The organism is Xanthomonas bonasiae (assembly GCF_014836395.1).
In the GTDB taxonomy this organism is placed as follows: Bacteria; Pseudomonadota; Gammaproteobacteria; order Xanthomonadales; family Xanthomonadaceae; genus Xanthomonas_A; species Xanthomonas_A bonasiae.
This window is the reverse complement of the sequence record NZ_JACSQX010000008.1, coordinates 43,661-65,108: the sequence shown is the minus strand read 5'-3', so window position 1 is coordinate 65,108 and position 21,448 is coordinate 43,661. Positions and strand designations below refer to the sequence as shown.

Annotated in this window: 14 protein-coding genes; 10 read left to right on the top strand and 4 right to left on the bottom strand. The window is 62.4% G+C overall.

The window, feature by feature from the left end; translation table 11 throughout:
* Positions 1-91: 91 nt before the first annotated feature.
* Positions 92-289, top strand: coding sequence for a helix-turn-helix domain-containing protein (locus H9658_RS14100; protein ID WP_225209973.1), 198 nt, complete (start codon positions 92-94; stop codon positions 287-289).
* Between the two features lie 119 nt (positions 290-408).
* Here the strand turns inward: H9658_RS14100 and H9658_RS14095 are convergent, their stop codons facing one another.
* The 3 genes from H9658_RS14095 to H9658_RS14085 all read right to left on the bottom strand — a co-directional run bounded on the left by H9658_RS14095 (position 409) and on the right by H9658_RS14085 (position 2,459).
* A complete protein-coding gene (locus tag H9658_RS14095) occupies positions 409-909 on the bottom strand; it encodes a JAB domain-containing protein (RefSeq protein WP_191825804.1) in 501 nt (166 codons plus the stop codon).
* Positions 909-1,865, bottom strand: coding sequence for a DUF932 domain-containing protein (locus tag H9658_RS14090; RefSeq protein ID WP_191825803.1), 957 nt, complete (start codon positions 1,863-1,865; stop codon positions 909-911). The genes H9658_RS14095 and H9658_RS14090 overlap by 1 nt, the downstream gene beginning before the upstream one ends.
* Before the next feature lie 360 nt (positions 1,866-2,225).
* On the bottom strand, positions 2,226-2,459 hold the full coding sequence (locus tag H9658_RS14085) for a hypothetical protein (protein ID WP_191825802.1): 234 nt from the start codon (positions 2,457-2,459) through the stop codon (positions 2,226-2,228).
* A 306-nt stretch (positions 2,460-2,765) separates the two neighbouring features.
* Between H9658_RS14085 and H9658_RS14080 the strand changes: the two genes are divergently transcribed.
* The 5 genes from H9658_RS14080 (at position 2,766) to H9658_RS14060 (ending at position 9,138) form a co-directional block, all read left to right on the top strand.
* The gene (locus H9658_RS14080) at positions 2,766-3,143 is read left to right on the top strand and encodes a hypothetical protein (protein ID WP_237650115.1); all 378 of its coding nucleotides are present in this window, start codon (positions 2,766-2,768) and stop codon (positions 3,141-3,143) included.
* A gap of 120 nt (positions 3,144-3,263) precedes the next feature.
* Entirely contained in the window at positions 3,264-3,893 is a 630-nt protein-coding gene (locus tag H9658_RS14075) for an imm11 family protein (RefSeq protein WP_191825975.1), read from the top strand.
* Positions 3,894-4,214: 321 nt separating this feature from the next.
* The gene (locus tag H9658_RS14070) at positions 4,215-7,934 is read left to right on the top strand and encodes a hypothetical protein (RefSeq protein WP_406848134.1); all 3,720 of its coding nucleotides are present in this window, start codon (positions 4,215-4,217) and stop codon (positions 7,932-7,934) included.
* 45 nt (positions 7,935-7,979) lie between these two features.
* The gene (locus tag H9658_RS14065) at positions 7,980-8,615 is read left to right on the top strand and encodes a hypothetical protein (protein ID WP_191825799.1); all 636 of its coding nucleotides are present in this window, start codon (positions 7,980-7,982) and stop codon (positions 8,613-8,615) included.
* A gap of 100 nt (positions 8,616-8,715) precedes the next feature.
* Complete coding sequence (locus H9658_RS14060) at positions 8,716-9,138, top strand: hypothetical protein (RefSeq protein ID WP_191825974.1); 423 nt, start codon at positions 8,716-8,718, stop codon at positions 9,136-9,138.
* On the opposite strand, the gene H9658_RS14055 is transcribed toward H9658_RS14060, so the two are convergent.
* Positions 9,122-10,636: an MASE1 domain-containing protein gene (locus H9658_RS14055; RefSeq protein WP_191825798.1), complete on the bottom strand. Its 1,515-nt coding sequence runs from the start codon at positions 10,634-10,636 to the stop codon at positions 9,122-9,124. The two genes, H9658_RS14060 and H9658_RS14055, sit on opposite strands and share 17 nt — an antisense overlap.
* A 409-nt stretch (positions 10,637-11,045) precedes the next feature.
* On the opposite strand from H9658_RS14055, the gene H9658_RS14050 reads away from it, so the two are divergent.
* The 4 genes from H9658_RS14050 to H9658_RS14035 are packed head-to-tail and all read left to right on the top strand — an operon-like array spanning position 11,046 to position 21,442.
* Entirely contained in the window at positions 11,046-12,848 is a 1,803-nt protein-coding gene (locus tag H9658_RS14050; protein ID WP_191825797.1) for a hypothetical protein, read from the top strand.
* Complete coding sequence (locus tag H9658_RS14045; protein WP_191825796.1) at positions 12,845-14,401, top strand: hypothetical protein; 1,557 nt, start codon at positions 12,845-12,847, stop codon at positions 14,399-14,401. Before H9658_RS14050 ends, H9658_RS14045 begins: the two co-directional genes overlap by 4 nt.
* Positions 14,395-19,809 carry an FtsK/SpoIIIE domain-containing protein gene (locus H9658_RS14040; RefSeq protein ID WP_191825795.1) on the top strand — a complete coding sequence of 1,805 codons (5,415 nt, stop codon included), beginning with the start codon at positions 14,395-14,397 and terminating at the stop codon, positions 19,807-19,809. The genes H9658_RS14045 and H9658_RS14040 overlap by 7 nt, the downstream gene beginning before the upstream one ends.
* Positions 19,796-21,442, top strand: a complete 1,647-nt coding sequence (locus tag H9658_RS14035) for a DEAD/DEAH box helicase (protein ID WP_191825794.1) — start codon at positions 19,796-19,798, stop codon at positions 21,440-21,442. The genes H9658_RS14040 and H9658_RS14035 overlap by 14 nt, the downstream gene beginning before the upstream one ends.
* The last annotated feature ends 6 nt before the right edge of the window (positions 21,443-21,448 follow it).

Sequence of the window (21,448 nt, the reverse complement as noted above, 5' to 3'; positions counted from 1 at the left end):
CAGCGCGGAATTGTGCTAATCGTAGTATGTCGAATAGTAGTATTCAAACCGAGACCATCCCGCGATGGCTCGGGCAGCTCACGAAACTCGGTTGGTCACCGTCTTTGCCGGCAACGTCCGGCGATTGAGGAAGGAGCGCGGGCTGTCGCAGGAAGAGCTTGCCGAGGCTGCAGGCGTCCACAGGACCTACATCGGCATGCTTGAGCGTGGCGAGAAGAATGTGACGATCTACAACATCGAGCGCATCGCACTGGCGCTCCGGGTTCGCCCCGGGTCACTTCTCGACTGACGTCAATCCTGTGGCCGGCCCCTTGGGGCTCGGCCACTGCTCATGAAACAGGACGAGTCGATGCCCGGCCTTTGCCGGGCGCACCATGCCGAGACCGGCCCCCAAAGCGGATGCCAGCCCTACAGCAATCCCCGGGCAGCCATCGAGACCGCCTGATCGGCGGTGACCACGAAGTGATCCAGCAACCGGATATCCACCAGCAGCAGGACGTTCTTCAACCGGGCTGTGACCGCTCGATCAGCTGCGGAGACCTCGGCATGTCCGCTGGGATGGTTGTGAGCCACCATGGCGGCTGCTGCGTTCAAGGCCAGCGCGCGCTGGACCACGATGCGTGGATGCACCTCCGCCCCGTCCACGGAGCCGGAGAACAGCCGCTCCACTGCGATGAGCCGGTGCCGGGTGTCAAGGAAGGCCACCTCAAAATGCTCCCGAGCCTCGTTGCCCAGCCGCAATCGGAAGAACCGCCCGCACGTGCCAGGATCGCTCATCAGCACATCGGACTTGCCGGCCCGTCTCTCAAGGATGCGCAGCGCGCGAGCGATTACCTTGTCCTGGCGAACACGGTCTGGTTCATCGCCTGACGTGCCGGCCGATGGCGCTTGATCCATTGGTGTCGTCATCAGGCCACCAGCATCATAACTTCGTCCCAGGCCCGTTGCTTGATCGCCGCCCCTTGACCGAACCAGGCCGCGTCGCGGCGGTGATCGTCGCTGCGCGCGCGGCGATGGTGATCGATGAACTCGGTCACGCTGTTGAGCAAGCCCCAGGCCGTACCGCGACTTGAGGCCATCAGTGCACCGCGCCCACCGCCCTCGTACAGAGCGCGCACGTTGGCCAACGCTTGCTCGTTCACTACCGCGGCCTTGCCGTCAGGCGCGGCGTAGGTCAGCACCCGGCGCAGCAGCACCTCCACCGAGTCCGGATCCACCGGTCTCTCCACCAGTGCCTTCATCCGGGCAACGAACCCATCCCAGGACGAGACGGTGATGCCCAGCTGGCGCTTCACCACGTCCGGATCGAACTGGCTGCGGTGCGGCACCTTGATGGCTCCGGAGGCGTTGCCCAGTGCGATGGACAGGGTGTTGTTGCAGACCACCCGGACCGACGTGAACTGCGCCGTGGTCGCCAACGTGCCGTCGCAGGCGGTAGCCAGCAGCAGGTAGCCATTTACCTTGTCCCGTCCTTTCAGCGTCGCACTCTGTCCAGTCCGGGCCAGCGCCCAGAACTTGCGGCCCTCGCGCAGCACCCCGGCCGTTTCCAGTTCGAAGCCGTTGCTGGAGGTCAGATCCCGATAGAACTCCAGGATCTGGCCCGGCTGCACGACCTGGAAGCGCTTGGACACCACCGACAGGGGTAAACGAGTATCCGAGCGGTAAAGCACCTTCTGCTCCGGGAAGGCATGGATCACGCCAAGGTTGTGGCTACCCGCAACGTAGCGCACCTCCGCCTCCTCTATCTTCCAGTCCATGCCCGCCTGCCGCTTCCATACGTCGATGGGTTGCCGCGGTGCCAGCCGGTTACCCAAGCCGTGCCAGGGTATCTCTCCGGCGTAGGCCATCGTTTCGATCAAGTGCATTTCTGTCTCCTCGTTGTTGACGGCACAAACGCACAAGGCCCGGACGATGCCGGGCCTTGTGCGAGGTACCAGGGTGGGTTGGGGATCAGTCGAACGAATCGAACAAGTCACCACATCTGCTGCAGGCCGCGGCCGCCGTGCATTTCATGACACCAGCGAGAACAGCCGTAGCCACGACCATCACGCAATAGATCAGCTCGACCTTGCTCCTCATGCTCATTTGCTCCTGCAAGGACGCTACCGGCGCAGCGTCATACGCAAAGCCGGTGTCAACCAGCTTCAAGGAGGTGATATGGGTTTGAAATTTTGTCGAATCGCGATCTGCGCAGGATCACCAAGTAGATTCGAAAGCGGGCATGCTCACGGTTCCTGTTCAGCGGAAATCGCCAACTGTTCTCTCTCGATGCTTAGCCCGACGAGCAAGCGGAACAGCAGGCCCTGCTCGACCAACAGTGACTCACCGCACGATTGGCGCGGTACTGGGCCACCGCCGTTCATATCAGCCTCCCACATCGCGTAGGAATTGGCTTCCGGCTTGGCCGGCGAATCGTTGACCCACAGTCCGGTCACATGCACGGCATAGGTGCTGCTCACCTGAGCCACGTTAGTAGACGGCACGCGATCCAGTTGAGCCAGTGCCAAACTGGCGCATCTGGTCAACTGGCGGCCACAGCACTTCATCGAGAAGTAGGGATCACGATCTTGCACCAGGGCAAGTGGACCGTCAGAATTTTCCTACTGCACAGCGCGACCTTGACTGGCATCCTAGGCGCGCCTAACCCGCGCAGTCCATCCACGTGCCGCCCTGTATCCCGCACGCCTAAAATGCTTATTTCCAGATAGATAATGGAATTGCTTGGATGGCATGCGCTTGACAAGTAGACCTTGGAGGAAGATGTCGTGACAATAGTGAAAGATGATGCTCTATTTGACCTGCAGCTCATCATTGATCCTGTAATTCGCGATCAGAGTGCGCTGCTACGCCATCTTGAGGGTAGAGGGTTGTTTGAGATAGACGCTCCGATTAACGGGCTTTACCTGCCAATCGATCAAGCGTTCGCCACAAAGCTGGGATGCTCGCGCTACAGCAGCGATCCGCTTCCGTCCTATAGGGAGGGCATGCTGCAGGAACTGCTGAAGATCGAACTTTCGCCAGACGGGCAGTCAACGATGCATGGTGGTGATGCATCTGCTACCCCGCGTGTTGTTGAAGCGGTGTGGCAACTGCAGGCTACGATAAAAGTAGCTTTGACCAATGGAGACTTGATACTGGCGTGATAAGTTCGGCAGGGCATTCGCTGTCGCCGATCAAAGCGCCGACATGCTTACTTAAATTGCGGCACTCACATTTAATAAAAAAGTTATGAGGCAAAATCGTTTATGAACGAAAAAGAAAAAATCGAGCCTCAAAACAAGCCGAAGAAAGGCGAGTTCTATATCTTCAGACCCGATATGCGGGGCGGTGGCCGTGGGCATGGCGTGGAGTTCGAGAATGAAGATGCCGTGCCGTTCCCCGTTTACATGAGCCAGCCATCAGAACGCGGCGGACTTGCGGAATTGAAGGAAACCCCGCGCCTGCGCTATGACAGCAATATTGGAGACATGCCAGAAGACCTTGATAGTAGCTTCAGGGGTTACTGGCTGGTATCGGAGTCGCTGAAGCAGATTTTGCAGTCCGCGGACCCGGACGGGTTCGCGTTCGCGCGATGCTCGTTCCTGCTGGAAGATGGATCGGAAGCTGCGCCGCATTACCTCTGCGAAGTAGTCAGGATCCTGGATGCGATCGACGAAGCGGCGTCCACCGTCAAGGTGCTGAGTGGCTATCCGAATGGCAAATTCTACAGAGTGGCGGGCGGCGCGAGTTTTGCGTTCAAAAAGGAGGTGGTCGGCGCTGCGCACGTCTTCCGAACACCCTATACAGCTGATGCATTCTGCGATCGAGTATTGCGCGACACCTTAATCAAGCACGGCTATGGAAAGCCTCCTAGGACGCGGGGCGTATGGTTTTTGGATGCTTCAGTTTGTTGATTTCCTCTGAATCGGCAACTGATGGAGTAGGGAAGAATGTCAGACAGCAATGCCATCCTAGCCAGTCATCACGTCATCGAGCGAAGCACCTTTCGTAAAAGCTTATTGCTCAATGAGCTGGTCAAACATAAATTGATCGACCAGGATGTATCGGCCAATCGCATCTACCTTCCTGTGGAAGGCGACTTGGCCGATAGGCTTGAAGTCTCGCCACATCGGGGGAGAACGGTAAGTTCATATACGAAAGTAGTTAATGGATTGCTTGACGAAATCCAGAACTCCCCCGACGGTCGTGCGGCCATCCGCGCGGACTCTGCGGCCCTGAAGCGCGTAGCCGCCGAAGTCAGAGACCTACAAGATACCCTCAAGGTAGCGCTGGAAAACGGGGATCTCTACGCAACAAGGCCGGATCACCTGACCACAACGGAGATGAAGGCGCAAAACAACAAGACCTTCTCCGATTACGAGCAATACCGTGCCGATCATGCGCAACAGCTGAAAGCGCTGCGCTCGATGAACGACGTCGAGTCCGAGTGGTTTGCCATCACTCGCTCCGAACAGCGGATCGTCGCAGTGGTTGAGGCGAAGCAGTACACGTCGGCCAATCTTGTCGCGGGGCCGAGCCGGATGGATCCGCCCGCCAAAGATGCCGCCGGGCGCGGGGAGTTCCGCAAGGCCATCACGCATGCCGAGCAATCTGGCCGCATTCGTCTATCCGAGCACAGTGCCGCACTGGTCGCACAGGAGGTTGGCGACGAGCTGCCGGTCATCGGTCGCGCCGGTGGCCCGCTGTCCACCTACAAACCTCTGTCGCAACGCGGCTTCACCACTGCCGAGTTCCTGGCAGGCGACCACTCTGCTGGCCAGCTGTTGCGCGGCGCCGGCCTGCTCGCCAGCGCCGCCGATACCGCCCTCACTGCCCGCCGTGCCGGGGAACTGTACAGCCAGGACAACCCACTTGCCGCCCAGTCGGAGCTGACCCACTTCGCCGGTCGCAATCTCGGCGGTTGGGCCGGCGGCAGTACGGCCGCCTATGCCCTGGGCACCACCGGCGCCGGACCGATGGTGCTGGTCGCGGCCGATGCGTACTTCATGAGCAAGGCCGGAGAGAAACTAGCCGATCTGTACGACAACCGCCAGATCTACCAGCAGACCGACCGCGATGGGACGCACTGGTCGTTCGACGGCCGCGCCTGGTCGCGCGAGGGCATGGCCGACACCACACCGGACGGGGTGAACAATCCGACTGCCATGCCGATCGTGGCCAGCTACGAGAAGGCGCGCGAGCTGAACTACCTCGCCACCAACGCCGCTGCGGCGCTGGCGCTCAAGGATGCGGCAGAACCGGACGATCCCTGCCGCCTGCCGGCCAACGACAGCGACCTCCCCAGCCTGGCCCCGGCAGACTGGACGCGCAGCGCAGCCGATGGTCAGTGGCATCGCCAGGCCAAGATCGGCGTCTCTGGTGCCAACGACCGCGGCATCTACCAGTCGGAAACCGCGTCGCCGCCGCGGGCGGCCGAGCTGGACGCCCAGGCCGCGGCCGTCGTCGCGCGCAACGTCGCCAACAGTCCCGGCGCCATCGCCGCGCGCTATGAACTGGCCTACCACCGCAGCGGCTGGGCCGCTGATGGCTATCCGATGTCGCCGGCCGTGCAACGGGCATTGCCCGATCCGGATGCCTTGACCGCCTCGAACGGCCAGCAGTACCGCCGCGATGCCGAGGGACACTGGTCCGTCGATGGCGTCCCCGCCGATGGCAATCGGGCACTGGAGCTGGACACCGCACGGGCGATGCTGCAACCGGCCCTGGCCGAACACGCTCAGGCCCTGGCAGCCATCCGGCAGTCGCCACCCTCGCCGCAGGCCGTGCAAGCCGAGCACACGCTCTACCGGTACCGCCTCGCCGGAACGGAACTCCATCCGGACTGGCGCGAGGCCATCGATCTCGCCACCCAGCGCACACGCGAGTCGCAAGGACTCTCCGGCGATGGCGCGCTGCAGCTGCAGCACGGCCCCGGTGGGGTGTTCGGTGCCGACAGCCCGATCGCCCACCTCCAGCGCGGCGCCGATGGGGTTGATCGCATCGCGGCCGTCACCAGCACCGAGGACATCCGGCAGGCGCTGCAAGAGGTGCGGGCGCACCAGCCAGCCCTAGCGACCTCCGACACTCCGGCGTCGCGGCTGGCGTCGACGGCGCGCACCTCCGACGGGTCGGCCGACTCGGATGGCGCGTCCTCCAACCCGTCTTCCAGCCCGCAGCATGCGCTCGACATGCAGGCACAGACCCAGGCGGCAAGCACCGCGCAGCAACGCCAGGAGCGCGAACAGCAGGAGCGCCAGGCCCAAGAGCAGCAGGCCGGGCAGGCGCGCGAGCACGCACTGGCGCAGGCGTCCCACGAGGAACAAGCGCATGCGGCCCAGGCGCTGGAGGCGCATACCGCGCTCGACCGTCAAAGCCAGGACCTGCAGCAGCGCGCACAGCAAGAACGCCAGACGCAGGAAATCCAGCAACGCACGCAGGAACAGCGCCAGGCCCAGGACGCCCAGCAGCGCGAGCATGAGCAGCGCGAGGCCCAGGACACGCAACAGCGCGAACGGGAGCAGCGCCAGGCCGAGACCGACCAACAGCGTGAGCAGGAACAGCGCACCACCCAGGCTGCGTTGCCGCGCGAGCAGGAAAGACGCCAGGCCGAGGATGCCGCGCCGCTACCGCACGGACCGGAGCGACACCAGGCCGATGATGCGCTGCCGCCCGGGCAGGACGCCCAGCCGCGCACCCAGGAGCCCCCTGGCGTAAGGGAACGCTATGCCCAAGACACCCGCGACCAACTGGCGCCGTCCCGGCACCACCAAGAGGCCGAGGCATTTCAGCAGACGAAGCACGAACACCTGGCCCAGGAAAGCCGCGCACAAGATGCGCAGCATTCGGCAACGCCAGCGCCGGTGATCGCGCACGCATCGGCCACGCAACCCACCGATGCGCAGGCGCAGCGCACTCAGCACTTGCCGAGCGCGCAAGCGTCGGCCATGCGCGAGGACGCGCCACTGCAACGGCGCGAAGATGCCTTGCACGCGCCAACGCAGGAGCACCGTGCCCAGCTGACGGAGGCAGCGTCGGATGCCTTGGTGCCCATGCCGCTCACTGCGGAGCGCACCGAGGATCAGCGCACGCCAGCGCCCTCGGTGTCCCCATCGGACATGCAAACGGCCGACGATGGTCTGTCGCTCGCGCTCGCCTCGGGAACGCGCGGTGCCGACCGCGCAAGCGGCGGGATCGAAGGCGACGAAACGGCCCGCGAGCAGCGCCGCGATGCGCCGGCGGATGGGCACGACGCCCGCGCCGCCCCTGCGCCGCAGAGAGCCGAAACCTGGGAGGAGACGCTGCAAACGATGCGCGCACTCCGCATACAGCTCGAAAAAGACCTCCAGCAGGAAGAACGCCTGGAGCAGGAAAGGCAGCAGCGGCGAGCGCGCGGAGACGACGATCCCCTCGCAGACCTCGAGGTCCGCCGTCAGCAGGATGCCCGCGCGCCTGCGCCATCGGAACAAGCAGCGTTCGAGCCGCAGCCGGCCACGGCGCACCGCGATGCCGCCCCTGCCGCTGCGCAAAGGCCCGGCGAGCCGGACGATCCCCACTTGCCCCAGCGCAAGGAGATCACTGGCGACCGCGACGTGGACGATCTGCTGCACGCCATCGATTCCAAGAACGACGCGGCCATCGAGCAGGCCTTGAACCGGATCTCCAACAGTCCCCTCACCCATGCCCTGCTGCAACAGGGCCATGAACACCTGGAGGCCAAGGCCATGCAGGAAGCGACGGAACAGGTCACGGCGATGCAGTCGCTGGGATTGGATACGTCGGCCGAAGTGCAGACCAGCCGTGGTCCGGTGATGGTGATGACCCTGCCGCAGTTCGCCAGCGGGCCGATGATGCAAGGTGGCGCACCGGGAGGGGGTGGTGGCGGCGGTGATGGAGGGGGCGGTGGTGGAGGCAGTGGCGGCGGTGGTGGGGGAGGAGGCGGTGGAGGCGGCGGGTAATCGCAGCCCGATCCTGCGGTGAGTGGAATTTTCAAGAGGGACACGATGGATACGCCAAGCACGCCCGCGCTACCGGAAAGCGGAACTTCCAACGAGGCGCTGCAAGAAACGATCAAGGCCATGGCGGCATTGATCGCAACGATGCAAAAGCGGGAGCAAAGCCTGCAAGACCAGATCTCCCGGCAACTGCAGGTGCTCCATGGCGCGGTCGGCAACGCCGACCGGAGCGTCAATCGCGTGGTGGAGAACGCGCTGCCGCGGCTGACGCAATTGACGCAACAGGCGCTCTCGGTGGCACTGGATCCGGCGGCCGAGCGATTCGATCGCACGCTGACCGCTGCGAACCAGACGCTGCAGCAAGCCACCCAGCGCTATGCGCAAGCGCAGCAATCCCTCGAAGCCACGGCCATGCGCCGCATGTGGATGGGGTCCATTGCCATGCTGGCGGCGGCCATCATGGGATTGTGCGGCGTGGGGTACATGCTCTACAGCGCCAAGGCGACGCTGGCCGAGGCCGAACAGCGCCGGGCGGAAATCGCGTACCTGGATCGCGTTGCACGGGCCGACCTGGTGCCCTGCGGTGAAGACAGACTCTGTGCCGACTTTGAGAAGAAGGGGCAGCGCTACGGCGACCATGGCCAATATCGGGTCATCACCCTGCGCCAATCCAATTCACACTGAGCCACTGCGCTTGTCAACCGCGCCAAAGCGCGGACCACGTACCGTGGTCGTGCCTGAACTGCAGGCGGACATTCCCCAGCAGGGGAAAAGGAACAGTGTGATGGAGATGAAAGCGAAGGCCCTGGCATTGGTCGTCGTCGCAGGGGTGGCCCTGTCCTTCCAGGCCCATGCGCAATCGTGCTGCCCCTCGGGTGGGCATGGCGTTCCGGCGGCCACCGGACTGGGTGAAAGCGCCCCCCGCGCGGCCAACCTCGCCACCGATTCGGCGTGGCGTATCTACGAGTTCCAACGGGACGGCGTGACCTATCTGCAGATCAACGACGCCTCCGGCGTGGTCCGGGCCGCGGTCGGGCGCATCAACGAGACGTTGTGGGTGCTTCCCATGGGCAAGGACGTTGCCCGCGTGTCGCTGTCGGCCACGCCTGCCGCCCCGGGTCGCGTGGTTTACCAGACCGAGGATTTCGTGGTCTGGTTGCGATCGGATGCGAAGGGCGATGCCTGGGTGGTCACTTCGCGAGATTGATCCCGACGCCCACGCGCTCGGAGACGAGAAAGCTCAAGGCCAACGCATGGCGGCGCCGGCAGGTGCCGCCATGCGTCTTGAGCCGGACCGACAGTTCCCGATCGGACTCGGGATGATCGCGACGGACGGCGTTGAGCACGGACGCATCGGCGGTGATGCGCACGACGATCCCCTGCATGCCCCGCACCCGCCATAGCCGCGCCTGGATCAGGTGGGTTCGTGCAACGGGCAAGGTTTCCACGGCGTTGAGCACGCAGCGATAGGCCACCAGCTGCAGTCCCAGCGAAAGCTGCCGGGGATCGCCGCGCATCCGCCAGCGGAACTCCGTGTTGCACAGATTGGCGAAGCTGACCGAGCGCAACGTGTGGTACAGGCCATGCGTTTCGATGCCCAGCGGATAGAGGGCCGTGACGTACTCATCGAGCAGTTGCGCCTGGATCACCCCGGTGCGCGTCATCTGCATCGCCGCCGCGTGGTGCCCCTGGGAGCGCAGGTACTCCACGACATCCCTGCGCATCCGATTGATCTGCACGGTGAGATCGGTGTAGTCGACCACCCGTTTGCGTAACGTGCGCTCGGCAGACAGGTAGCCGGCCTGTGCGAATTCCAGCGCCTGCTCCCGCACCCGTGCGAAGTCGCGCACTTGCCGGTAGGCCGCAGAGATGCGCGAGCCGAACGCAAACAGGCCGGTGGCGGTGACCGCCAGCAGGATCTGCACGGCGAAAGCCTGTGCGTCGAATATGCCGGCTTCGACGGTCTTGGGCAGCGACAGGGCCACCGCGACGTTGGCCAGTACCACGCCCAGTGCCGCACCGCGCCATCCATGGCGCAGTGTGAGCGCGATGGCGGGCACGACCAGCAACACCCTGAGGAGTTGCCGCAGCACGGTGTCGCCGATGAGGGTGATAGCGACGAACAAAAGCGCCACCACCGCGACGGACGCCAGGCCTTCGTGCAGCAGATGGGACGGCCGGCGCAAGGCTTCGTCGCGCCGCAGCCAAAGGAGCGCCGGCAGGACGAACATCAATGTGCCCAGGTAGTCGCCCAGCCAATACCGGATCAGCGTGTCGATCGGCGCCGGCCCCGATGGGCCACCCAGCGCGGCATTGAGCGCCATGTTGCACAGCGTGCTCCAAAGCGCGGTCACCAGCGCAAGCGGCAACAGCCAGTGGTCCTTGCGCGTCAAATCGGGAATATGAAAGCGTGCCGTGACGGGAAGCAGCGAGATCGCGGGCATCAAGAGGAACGGACTCAGGTAGCCCCAGGTGGTGCTGGCACCCCAGTCCTCGACCCTCGGCACGCGCAACACCAGTAGCGCCGCAGCGTCACCCGCCAGCAACCATGGCCATCGCCGCGCAGGCAGGAACAGCAGGCTGGCAACGCGCAATCCTGCCGGCAGGTACCACTGGTCCACCGAGCATCGCCAAGCCAGCAAGAACGCGACGCAGTAGCCAACGCTCAGCAAAGCTCCCTTGGCAATGTCTCTTCCAGCGGCCATTCGACCATCCGTGGCGTGTCAGAACCACTGTACAAGTCGTGCGCGCTGCAGGAGTAGACATTTGACAATTGCCCAAGGCCATCCGGTGGATCCTGGCTTGCAGGAGGTGGCCTGCACGGAACCAGGGCGGTTCACTAGACTCTTGGATAGGTTCTTGCGGAAGCTGGCTGAGGCGTACATCGCTCCATTGGTTCTCAGCGTGTCTACAGAATAGGATTGGAGACTGGTCGCCTCGTTGAGCCTCCATGGCACAATTGATTCGGAGATGGGGCAGTCAGGGAATTAGCAGGGGGCGAAGCGAGTGACTACCGTAACCAGCGAAGTTGGTTCAGCTGAAAAATTTTCTTTTCCTACAAGTGCATGGGTGCGCTTGCTGAGGAGTTATGGGCCAACCTCGAGCAATCTTACGATGTTCGATGAGTACGTGATTGGCGCGATCGGGCGAGCGAAAGTCCAACCGATCCGTCTTTCCACGCCGCTGCTCGACGACATGATTCGGCATATTGAGTCGAAGGTGGAGGGCTCGCTCTTGATCGCCGGCACCGCGGGCGATGGCAAGACCTATCACTGCCGGGCACTGTGGAACCGCATCGGCGGCGACCCCAAAGTCTGGGCGGGCAAAGAGAACGTGAAGGAACATCGCCTAGCCGATGGTCGCCTAGCGGTGTTCATCAAGGATCTTTCCGAATTCAATGGCCAGGAGAGCGACCTGCCGCTGCAGCGCCTCGAAAGGTCGGTTCTGGGAGGCGACGACTCCGAAGTCGTAATCCTGGCGGCCAATCATGGCCAACTACTCGATCGCCTGCGCGACCTAGGTAAACGGCAGGATCGCATCCACCCGCTCCGCAAGCCCTTGCAGGAGAGCTTCCTGCAAGCAGGGGCGGCGCCCGAACGCTTGGCTGTATTCGACCTCAGCCGCTCCACCAGCCGCAAGACGCTCGACGAAGTCGCCAAGGCAGTTGCCGGACATCCCGAATGGGCAAACTGCTCTCGCTGCTCCTTGAGGGCAGGTGGGAATGTCTGCCCGATCGACGAGAACCGCCGGCGCCTTCTCGGAGAAGCCGATAGCGGGCAGCTCGCGCGCCGGCTCGGCGACCTGGTCGAGATCGCCAGACTCAATGGGCTACATCTTCCGGTGCGCGATCTGCTGGCACTGTGCTCCAACATGGTCCTCGGTTACGCAGATGCCAAGTTGGCAAAAGAGAACCTGATGACTTGCGCGGACGTGCTCAAGATCCAAGAGGGCAACCACATCGGCAAGGCCAGCATCTACGCTAACGCATTCGGGGCCAACCTGCCTAAGCGACGGGCCTCTGATCGCCCCGTATTCAAGGCTATGGCGAGTTTCGGTGTGGGTGAGGAGACGACCAACGCGGCCGATGGTTTGCTGGTCTACGGTAAGGACGATTCGCGGTTGCAGGCCGACTTCGCGCGTCTAGTGGCCGTTGACCCGGTCTATGGCGCGACGGCGGACTTCCGCGCGGCTCAGGACGCCTACTTGGAAGGCTATGAAGGCGCGCGCTTGGATGGCGGCTCCGCTGAGTTCATGGAGATGCTTGAGGACCAGCGTCGCCGGCTCTACTTCGCGCTGCCTGAATCCGAGCCCGGCTACCCCCGTTGGTCAATGACGGCCTTTCGCTTCGCTGGCGAGTACCTGGACATCATCGAGTCGCTCAAGGCCAAGAAGGCGGTGAACGACACCACTCGCGGGCGTATTGCCCGTGGCCTTAACCGGGTCATGACGGGCCTGCTCTTGGAGAACGTTGACCGCATCTTCATTGCCAGTTCCGGCGGATTCACGCAAAGCCGCGTGAGTGTGCTCTGCGATCATGAGACGCCATCGCGCAGGCAGGGTGGCGTAGGCATGGCCATCAAGTACGACGAGGAGGCTGGCCGCCTTCAGCTCGACGTATCGCTCTCGCCAAGCCCCGGCAACTCAGTCGCCTTCGACCTCACGCCTATCCGGCATGAGTTCCTCGCGCGTGTGGCCGAGGGCGCGCTGCCAGCAAGCTTTTCCAACGAGTGCCTTGAAGACCTTCTGGCCTTCAAGACCAAGCTGCTGCGCAAGGCCGAGATCGTCCGTAAGGCTGGCTTTGCCGGCGACGACGACGAGGTCGGCGGGGAAGCCTCCGCCTTGACGCTGAATTTCATCGACATCGAGCCGGGAGGCCGCGGGTTCGCCCGCCCCGTAACTGTAAGGACTCCGGAATGAGCGAGGTCCTTAAACGTCCCGAGATCAAAAGCGTCGATTTTTGCGTCGACGAGAACATCTGGGGGCACCGTCTCTACGACGAGCAACTCCCTCATTTGACGGTGCTCGAATTCCTCGGCGCACTGGGCTCTAACCTCGACAAGCCGCTACGTCCCCATGAGGGCCTTGGTGGTGCCTTCAAATTTCAGCCCCAGCGTCAAATCCGTCTCCGCGGCCTGCTCTTCAACAATCCCTACGTCGAGTCCATCTCCGAGAGCGCACAACCGGATGAGGAGAAATGGCGGCAGTGGTTCGAGCGCTTCGCCCACGGGGCAACGGGCAACGGTGACGGCGTTGACGACATGGCCTACCTGCGCAATTCGTTCGCGAGCTTCGACGATTTCGCCAAGGCCGTGGAGCTGCTGCGTTCCTCTTCCTTCGAGTCGCGCAGCAACAAGCGCTGGAGTTCCAAATTTGTCTTTCCCTTCGGCCCAGACGCCCTCTACGAGGACTTGGAGATCGACTCCAAGGGCAAGATGAGTAACGATCGGCGCTTCTTCGCGCGCACTGGCGAGCTGCTCTACATGATGCTCACCCGGTCGAAGCGCGGCGCCGAGCTGGGCGACCTGCTGGCCAAGCGCCTGTTCGACCGCGAGGCGCCGATGAACCGGCTCGCGCGAGCAATGCAAGGTACGTCACAGCGCGCGGATGAAGCCCGGCAGTCTGGCTATCTGCCTGAAGCCGCTAACCCGCGTTTTGATCAAATTTGCGATGACTGGCTGTCGATTCTGGCCAGAGATATGCCGATCTATGACGCCTTGGAGCACCTGATCGTCATCTCCGGGCTCAACATGCTGCTCTACTTCCTTGAGCGGGCGAAGCGCGTAGCTGGCGACGATGATCCGATCGAGATCATCTGCGAGATTGTTTCCAAAGAACGCACGAAGGTTCGCACGCTTTCCGGCGACAGCTACCAGCTCAACCAAGGCCTGCCCGCCAAGGCGGTGCGCGCCCATGTCGAGTCGATCCGCATGGATGCCGGCTGGACCGAGGCCGCCTCCGGCGAGTTCCCGGAAGCTGAGCGGGTGAGGCTCATGCGCGAGCGCTTCCAGTGGCCATCAGCCGATGGGGGCGACGACGAGGACTACTCGGGCGAGAGCCCCGACGCCTTAGTCGACAAGCTCACCGAGCTTGCCCTCGCGCGGCATCAGCAGCACGTCGGCAAGATTCACGCGTCCTGGTCGCGGGCGATTGGCCTCAGCTCCCGCCGCCTCTCGCGGCGCACCCGCTACGCCCCCAACGATAGGCTTTTAAAGTCGATCGTGGTGGCCATCGTCGACGAACCTATGCAGTTCGACGAGTTCCTGACTGAGGCTAAGAAGCGCTATGGCCTCATCCTCGGCGACGCCGAAGGCGCGCGCTTGGTCGACGCGAAACTTGTAGACCAAGAGGAGCTCAGTGAGAACCGGGACAACCTTGAAGCCCGGCTTGTGGGATTGGGCTTGGTCCGCAGGCTCTCCGATTCCTGCTCGTTTGTCGAAAATCCGTTCGCGAAGGAAGGGGCCGCATGCTGACCGACCGCATTATTGGCCGCGTCGGCGCGGACATCTTAGCCAAGCGGGTTTCCAATCCCGGCCAGTCAGGCGATTCTGCCGCGTTGTTCCGGCTCGACAAGCTCTCGTCCAGCCAAATCGCGTCTGTGGCGCGGGCGATCCTAGCTAATCCCGACCTGCTGGCTCGCGTGGATCTCATGATCCCCGCGGCCTTGGTCGATGGCCAAAGCCTGCCGCCTGAGATCCTCATCCCGCATAACGCCGGCTACGTCCGCAACAACGCTGCGACCGTCAAGGCTGCAATCCTGACTGCTAACGGCAACGAGCACAACTTGGCCGACACGCTCGGCCACGTCATGGCCATCGGCGCCAAGGAGATGCGTGCCGACCCTGAATCCTGGGTCGAGGCTGCCTTGCACACGGGTGGACTCGCGCCGGTGCCGGATGACCGCTCGGTGTTCCATGCGGCCTTGGGCGGATTGCTCGCCTCCTCTGAGCTCTCACTCGTCCAGCTTGGCGAGTTCTGCTCCGAGATTGTAGAGGCCATGTCCATCCGCGGACTTGCCATCCGCGATGCCGTGGGCTTTGCAATGCCGCGTGCCGGTTTGCCCCGCGACACAGGGTTCTTCTCCAATGCAAAGAGCTTCGGACCGCTTCGCAAGCCCTGGCAGAAGGCCTTCGCCAAGCTCTTTGCGCAGCGCGCGCCGCTGCTAAAGAAACTTCGCCAGAACGGCCAGCCGCTGGATTCCGACGAGCTAATTGAGCGCATCGAGACCAATGCGGCTGAGATCACGGACGCCGCGCGCCTTGCGCTTCATGCTTTCGTCACTGCTCCCGCCGGAGATCAGGAGGTGTCTTCCGCTCTGGCCCAGTTCGAGTGGGAGGCCGACGGCGTCTACCTCGCCTTCGACAAGCCCAAGGAGAAACAATTCGGATTGGCTGACTCGACCATCCGCTTCCTCGACCACGATTGCGACCAAGAGAATTCGCTCGACCTCGAGGGCCGCCAGCTCTTGGAGGACTTGAAGTCGCGCGAGCGACGCTCCGACTTTACCGAAGACGATGAGGAGTTCTTCGTCAAGTACCGCCGGCTGCTTGAGCAAGATGCCAAGCTTTGCGCGCGCTGGGAGAAGGCCCTCTATGGCAAGCCCATCGAATGCAACGACTTTTTCGATGGGTTCGCGCGCGTAGTGAACAGCCTACATGCGGGACTGCGCGACACCGAAGGCGAGCGCATTTTGCGCTTCACCGTGACCAAGGGGCGCAAGGAGTGGCGTGAGCGCTTCAATTACGACGCCGGCAGCTACTTCTCGGCGATGTATCGTGGCTTGAAGGAGCTCATGGGTTCCAAGGCCGATTGGAAGGTTGAGCGTCTCGGCAATGCGAGCCTGCCCGATCCGCTTTTCGATTACGAGGCCTTCTTTGCCAAGGAGAAGGAGCTCCGCAGCGACAAAAAAAACAAGATGCGGCCGAATTCATCGCTCTCGCGCATGGCCTTGCAGATCAAGTTCGATGTGGCGCTAATCCAATTCTCCAATGGCAAAGAGAATGTGCTCGCCAAGACCCAGCTCTTGTGGAGCTACAAGCCCACCTCGATTGGTCTGTCGATGGTCGCAGATATGCGTCGCCTTTTGGAGAAGGGGGCGGCCGGTTGCACAGAAGTCCCGCGCCGCCTAGTAAGCAAGAAGGGTGGGGTGCAAAATGTCTCGCTGCTCGACACCGGCACGTTGGAGGCCACCTATTCCGCCGACGCGGGTTCCTTGGTCCCAGCGGCCAGCAGGCTCCGCAGCCTGCGCCACGAGATAAAGGGCCGGATCAAGGATCTCGCGGAAGGCGGCTATCTAACTCCGCCGCAGCGCGACGAGGTCAAGGCATCCTGGGACAAGTTCGAGGAGGACTACATCAAGGCGATGGAGGACTTCGTCTCTATCGGCCTTCATGGCGAGGCCGTCATGCGCCAGGCGGAATCCTTCGGCGCCCTGATGGCGACCCTTATGTCCCAAGCGCGCGGCGACGTGTGCCGCTCGCGCCTGGTCTCCGAGATTCTTTCGGTAGGCACGGCCCGCGTGGCTGGCGACAACCCCGCGCTGATCATCCCGCCATGGCACCCGGAGCGCATGAAGGCGTTGGCAGTGAAGTCCCGACGTGTCGCCGGATTTGCCACCCACTTGCTCTCCAGCGGCAACATCCTCTATGGAGACCGCGAAATCTTCATGCGCGAGTTCTCCGACGAGATCGCCCATCCGTTCTATCCGGAGATCGCTGTCCTCAACCGGGCCGGCGCGCAGACGCTGGTGTCTGAGAGCAGCACAGTCAACGGCTATAGCCTCTTGGAATCGCCCACGCGGGGCAATCAGGATGCAATGACCGACGTGGACCCAGCTGCCGCTGCCAAGCAAGCACGAGAGCTGTTGGAGCGCTACGTTGGCTTGCAGCCTCATGAGGCATCGAACCTGAGCGTCGTACTTTACAACGCCGATGCGGCCGAGCTGCCGCTGGCTACTGTGCGGGAGCTCTCGTCGATTCAGGAGGACGGGAAGCTTCAATGCAGCGTGTCGGTGCGTCACTCGGATCCGGCAAAGCTGCGCAGCGTCTACGGTGAGCTGGTCAACAAGGCCGGAGACGATCCGGACTTGCCCGTAGTCAGTGAGACCAGCGACAACTTCATCTCCAGGTTACGCATTTCGGTAACGCCGATCTCGGCCACGCCTAGCGAGAGCGCCCAGGGCTTCAAGGCCTTCGATGTAGCTTTCCTGCATGACGTGGTCTCGCGGGCGGCGCAGTCCGAATGGCTTTCTGTCGCCTGGACGAACGATCGGCCGAATTTGGAGCACGCTCCCTCGCGCTGGTCCTACCGCAGCGTCTCGGGCGAGAACGAACTGAAATCCACCACCTTCTTGGCCTGTCCTTGGCAGACGGCCTCGGGCTGGGCCTATGTGTCCGCAGTGGCTGCCGTTTGCCGCCAGCTTGATGCATTACCTGGCGAACGCTTCCTGCCAGCCCGGCGCATCTCGCTGCAAAGCCCCGCGCTGGCCGGCATGATCAAGGACGCCCATGACTTGGCCGAGTGGGTCGCCACTTATGACGAGCTGCTCGACAAACGCCAACTTCAGCACAACGACATCACCGTCGTCCGCTATCGCCGCGGCTCCACTAACGGCCGCAATATGATCGTGAGCTCGACCTCCGAACTGCGTCTGCTAGGCGTACTAGTGCGCCGCCGCTTGGACGAGCTGAATTTGCAACTCGATGCTTCCGAGGTCCAGGCCGCCGCTGACAAGGCCAAGCGCGATGCGCTATCGGTCTCCGGCGATATCGTTTTGCGCGCAGCCAAGCGCGGCGTATCCGCAGGCGAAATGATCGGCCTGGTGCTTAGCCGCTATTTGCTCGCAGAGGAGTTCAGAGCCGCCGCTGGCGGGGGACAGATATTGACGGCGTACTTCCTGCTCGACGACTACGCAAGCTGGCTCTCGCAGCCAGAGAGCCGTATCGCCGACATCCTTGCGCTCAATGTCGAGGAACGGGAGGAGCGCGTTTGCGTAGTGATCTCAATCGTCGAATCCAAATACGTCGCCGCCGACGGCTTGGCCAAGGCGCGCCGCGACTCCAAGGACCAGCTCCTGACTACTCTCGGCATGTTCCGCGAGGCGCTTTTCGGCGACCCCGGCCGGCTCGACCGGGACGTGTGGTTAGCCCGCCTGGCCGATATGCTCATCGACGCCGACATCCCGCCAGGCATGACGGGTCTGATGGAGCGCGCGCGCTCGAAGCTTCGTGAGGGCGATGTAGATATCTCGCTGCGGGGCTACTCCCACGTCTACGTTCACACCTCGGACGCCGGCTCGGTTTCTGCCTCCGACCAGGAGCTTTTGGAGGATTCCGACGGCGTGAAATCGTGGCAAGAGGTCTTCGATCGGTCCGATCTGCGAAAGCTCGCCGAGGCCTACGCTAAGGGCGCCGGCGGACTCGGCGCCCGCGCTGGGCTGGGACCCCACCAGCCCTGGGATGGGCATGGCTTCAAAAAGCCTGCCCCGCGCGTGCCATGGCTCGCCGCCATGGGCCAACTCGCTAGCGGTGTCGGCGTGCTGCTGGAAGAGTCTCCAGAGGAAGCCACCGCCGCGGCTCCGGGCACTAGCCTGGCGCAAGAGCCTTCGCCGCCTGCGCAAATCCTGGCCAAAGCCGATACCGTGCCGCCGGCTTCGGCTCTAAGCCCTGCGCTGGCCGCCAATCTTGGCGCCGCTTTCTCAGAGCTGGTTGCCTCCAAGTTCGCGGGCGGCGCGCAGTCCGACGTTGAGCGGGAGGACTGGGCTCAGGAAGTCACCAAGAAGCTCAAGGCCGCGCTTAACAGTTACGGGCTACAGGCGGCCATTTTGGGGACGCGTCTGACCCCCAATGGTTGCTTGGTGCGCCTGGCTGGTTCCGACCGGCTGCGCGTGGAAGACATTGAGAACAAGCGCACCCAGCTCCTGACCACGCACGCGATCAATCTCGTCACCGTCCAGCCCAAGCCCGGCGAGATCGTGGTGACGGTCGCCGGCTCCAAACGCCAGTCCGTGTCGCTCTGGGAGCTGTGGTCGCGACGCGAGCTCAATCGTAACGTCGCCGGTATCAACACGTCATTCCTCTTGGGCCTCCAAGAGATCAACGGTGCACTGCTGTATCTGAACCTCGGCGCGGAATTTGGCGGGCTCTCATCCCATGAGCCGCATTCGTTGGTGGCGGGTGCCACCGGCAGCGGCAAATCAGTGCTGATTCAGGCGCTGATCTTGGACATCGCCGCAACTAACCCGAAGGACTTGGCGCAGCTTATCTTGATAGATCCCAAGATGGGCGTCGACTACGCGTCCTTGGCGGACTTGCCGCACATGCGCGACGAGATCGTGACGACAAAGGAGAAAGCGGCGGAAGTTCTCAAGGCTTTAGTGCAGGAGATGGAAGAACGTTATCGCTTATTCGCCAAGGCTCGTGCACGTGACTTGCCGACCTACAATGCGAAAGTCTCGGCCGACGAACGTTTGCCCATGGTCTTCCTGATCCATGACGAGTTCGCGGACTGGATGCTCGACGATGGGTACAAGTCTGCAGTGGGCGCTGCTGTACAGCGACTCGGCGTCAAAGCCCGCGCTGCGGGGATCCACTTAATCTTTGCAGCGCAGCGCCCCGACAAGGATGTCATGCCAATGCAGTTGCGCGAAAACCTCGGCAACCGCCTTATTCTCAAGGTTTCTAGCGAGGCCACCTCCAAGATCGCGCTGGATCGACCAGGCGCTGAACTCCTTCTCGGCCGTGGACACCTGGCTGCCAAGCTTAATGGCGAGCAGGGCCTGGTCTACGCACAAGCTCCCTTTCTGTCCGACGACGAGATCACCGCGGCTGTGATGGCGATTTCGCTCGACAACTCGCCAAGATTAGCGCATGGCACCATCTGATACTCAAGAGGCACCGTCGATCCCTGGATCTTCGCAAGGGGCTGCGACGACGCGGCTCGTTGAACACTTGGCTAGAAACGAGGCATCTGCGCTCACCGCCCTCGTAGGTCCCTCGACCATGGCGTTGCTAGGCAAGCTGGGCGCAGATGTGACTAGCCCAATGAGTCTGGCTTACTTCATCGCTAACGTGAACGGTGAACGTGGTGCCATACGAAGGCGAGACATTCGAAGCCTTTTAGTCTCCAAGCTGAATCAGCAAGAGGCCACCGATCTGTGCAATTTGCTTCAGTTGCCGGTGATCTCCCCTCACCGGACACTGGGGGGTATCGACTTCGACGCACCGCGAAATCTGGAGCTTCTGGACACATGGTACGGTGTTGCGAATGATGAGCGTGAGGAAACTCTTCAACCATCCGAGGGATCCCACAAAGCCGTTGCTTCCCACAAGCTCTACGCGCATCAACTGAACGCATTTCGCGAACTTCGACGAGCGATCGCGTACCCGTCGGCGTCCATTCTTGTCCACATGCCGTTTGGTGCTGGAAAGCTCCGGCTCGTCGCCACTGCTGTGCTCGATCTCTTTCGCTCGGAAGCTGACGACAGGTCCGTTGTCTGGTTGGCACCGGGCGCGGCCATGTGTGAAGAAGCCTTCCTTGAGCTGCAGGAGGTATGGAAGCAATTGGGATCGCGCGATACCACCCTTCTCCAACTTTATGGCAACCACCCGGCGCGAGACTTGGATCAACTTGGGGGAGCGATTGCGGTCATTGACATCCTCCGACTCAGCAAAGATGACGCAGCCCTGGAGAAGCTCGGTGCCGTCACCTCGGTGGCAGTTCTTGCAGACGCGGAGAACCTTGTCCACCCCGCTGGCGCGGAGATCGTACGAAGAATGTCAGCGGGCGGACCATTTAGCCTAGTGGGGATCTTAGCCTCGTCAGGAGCTTCCATTCCGCCCGGACCTGCGCGCATCGCCTTGCAGTCAGCCTTCACGGGAGCTTGCATTACGGTCACGGCAGACGACGAATTGCAGGCGCTTCGCAATGCGGGCGATTTCGTAGACATCGCAGGCTCGATCGTCGACCTCACAAGTACATCGTCTGCAACTGCTTCAACAGATGCCTCGCCCACCGCAAGTAACGAGAACTCACTTGACTTCGATCAAGCCTATGTATGCGAGCTCAGTAAAAACGTTGAACGCAACGAGCGTCTCCTAACACTCCTTGGTGAGGAATCTAAGAAAGGGGGGCGGATCATTTTTTACGCGACAACGCCGGCTAGTGCGAGACTTTTTGCCTGCCTGCTACCCGTTCTAGGGGTTCCGGCAAGATCGATTACTTCAGAGGACTCTCCAGCAGCACGCACTCTTGCCCTTCAGAAATTTGTCGCCAGAGAAGAAAAGGTCTTGTGCGTCCACGGTTTCCTGCTTGCCGGAAGAGCTATCCCAGATATTACTTTGTGCGTGATGGCGTCGCCTGGTAAGTCTAAGGCATCGTTTCTTTCAACTATCGGGCGACTCGTGCAGGCTCGAGACGCCAATCTTCCGACGCTCAGACTCATTGTGGCAGCCGACTCACAAGCCGACGCTGGTTTGGTGGCGTCGTTGGGCACTTGGTCAACGCTGAAATTCTAGGAGATC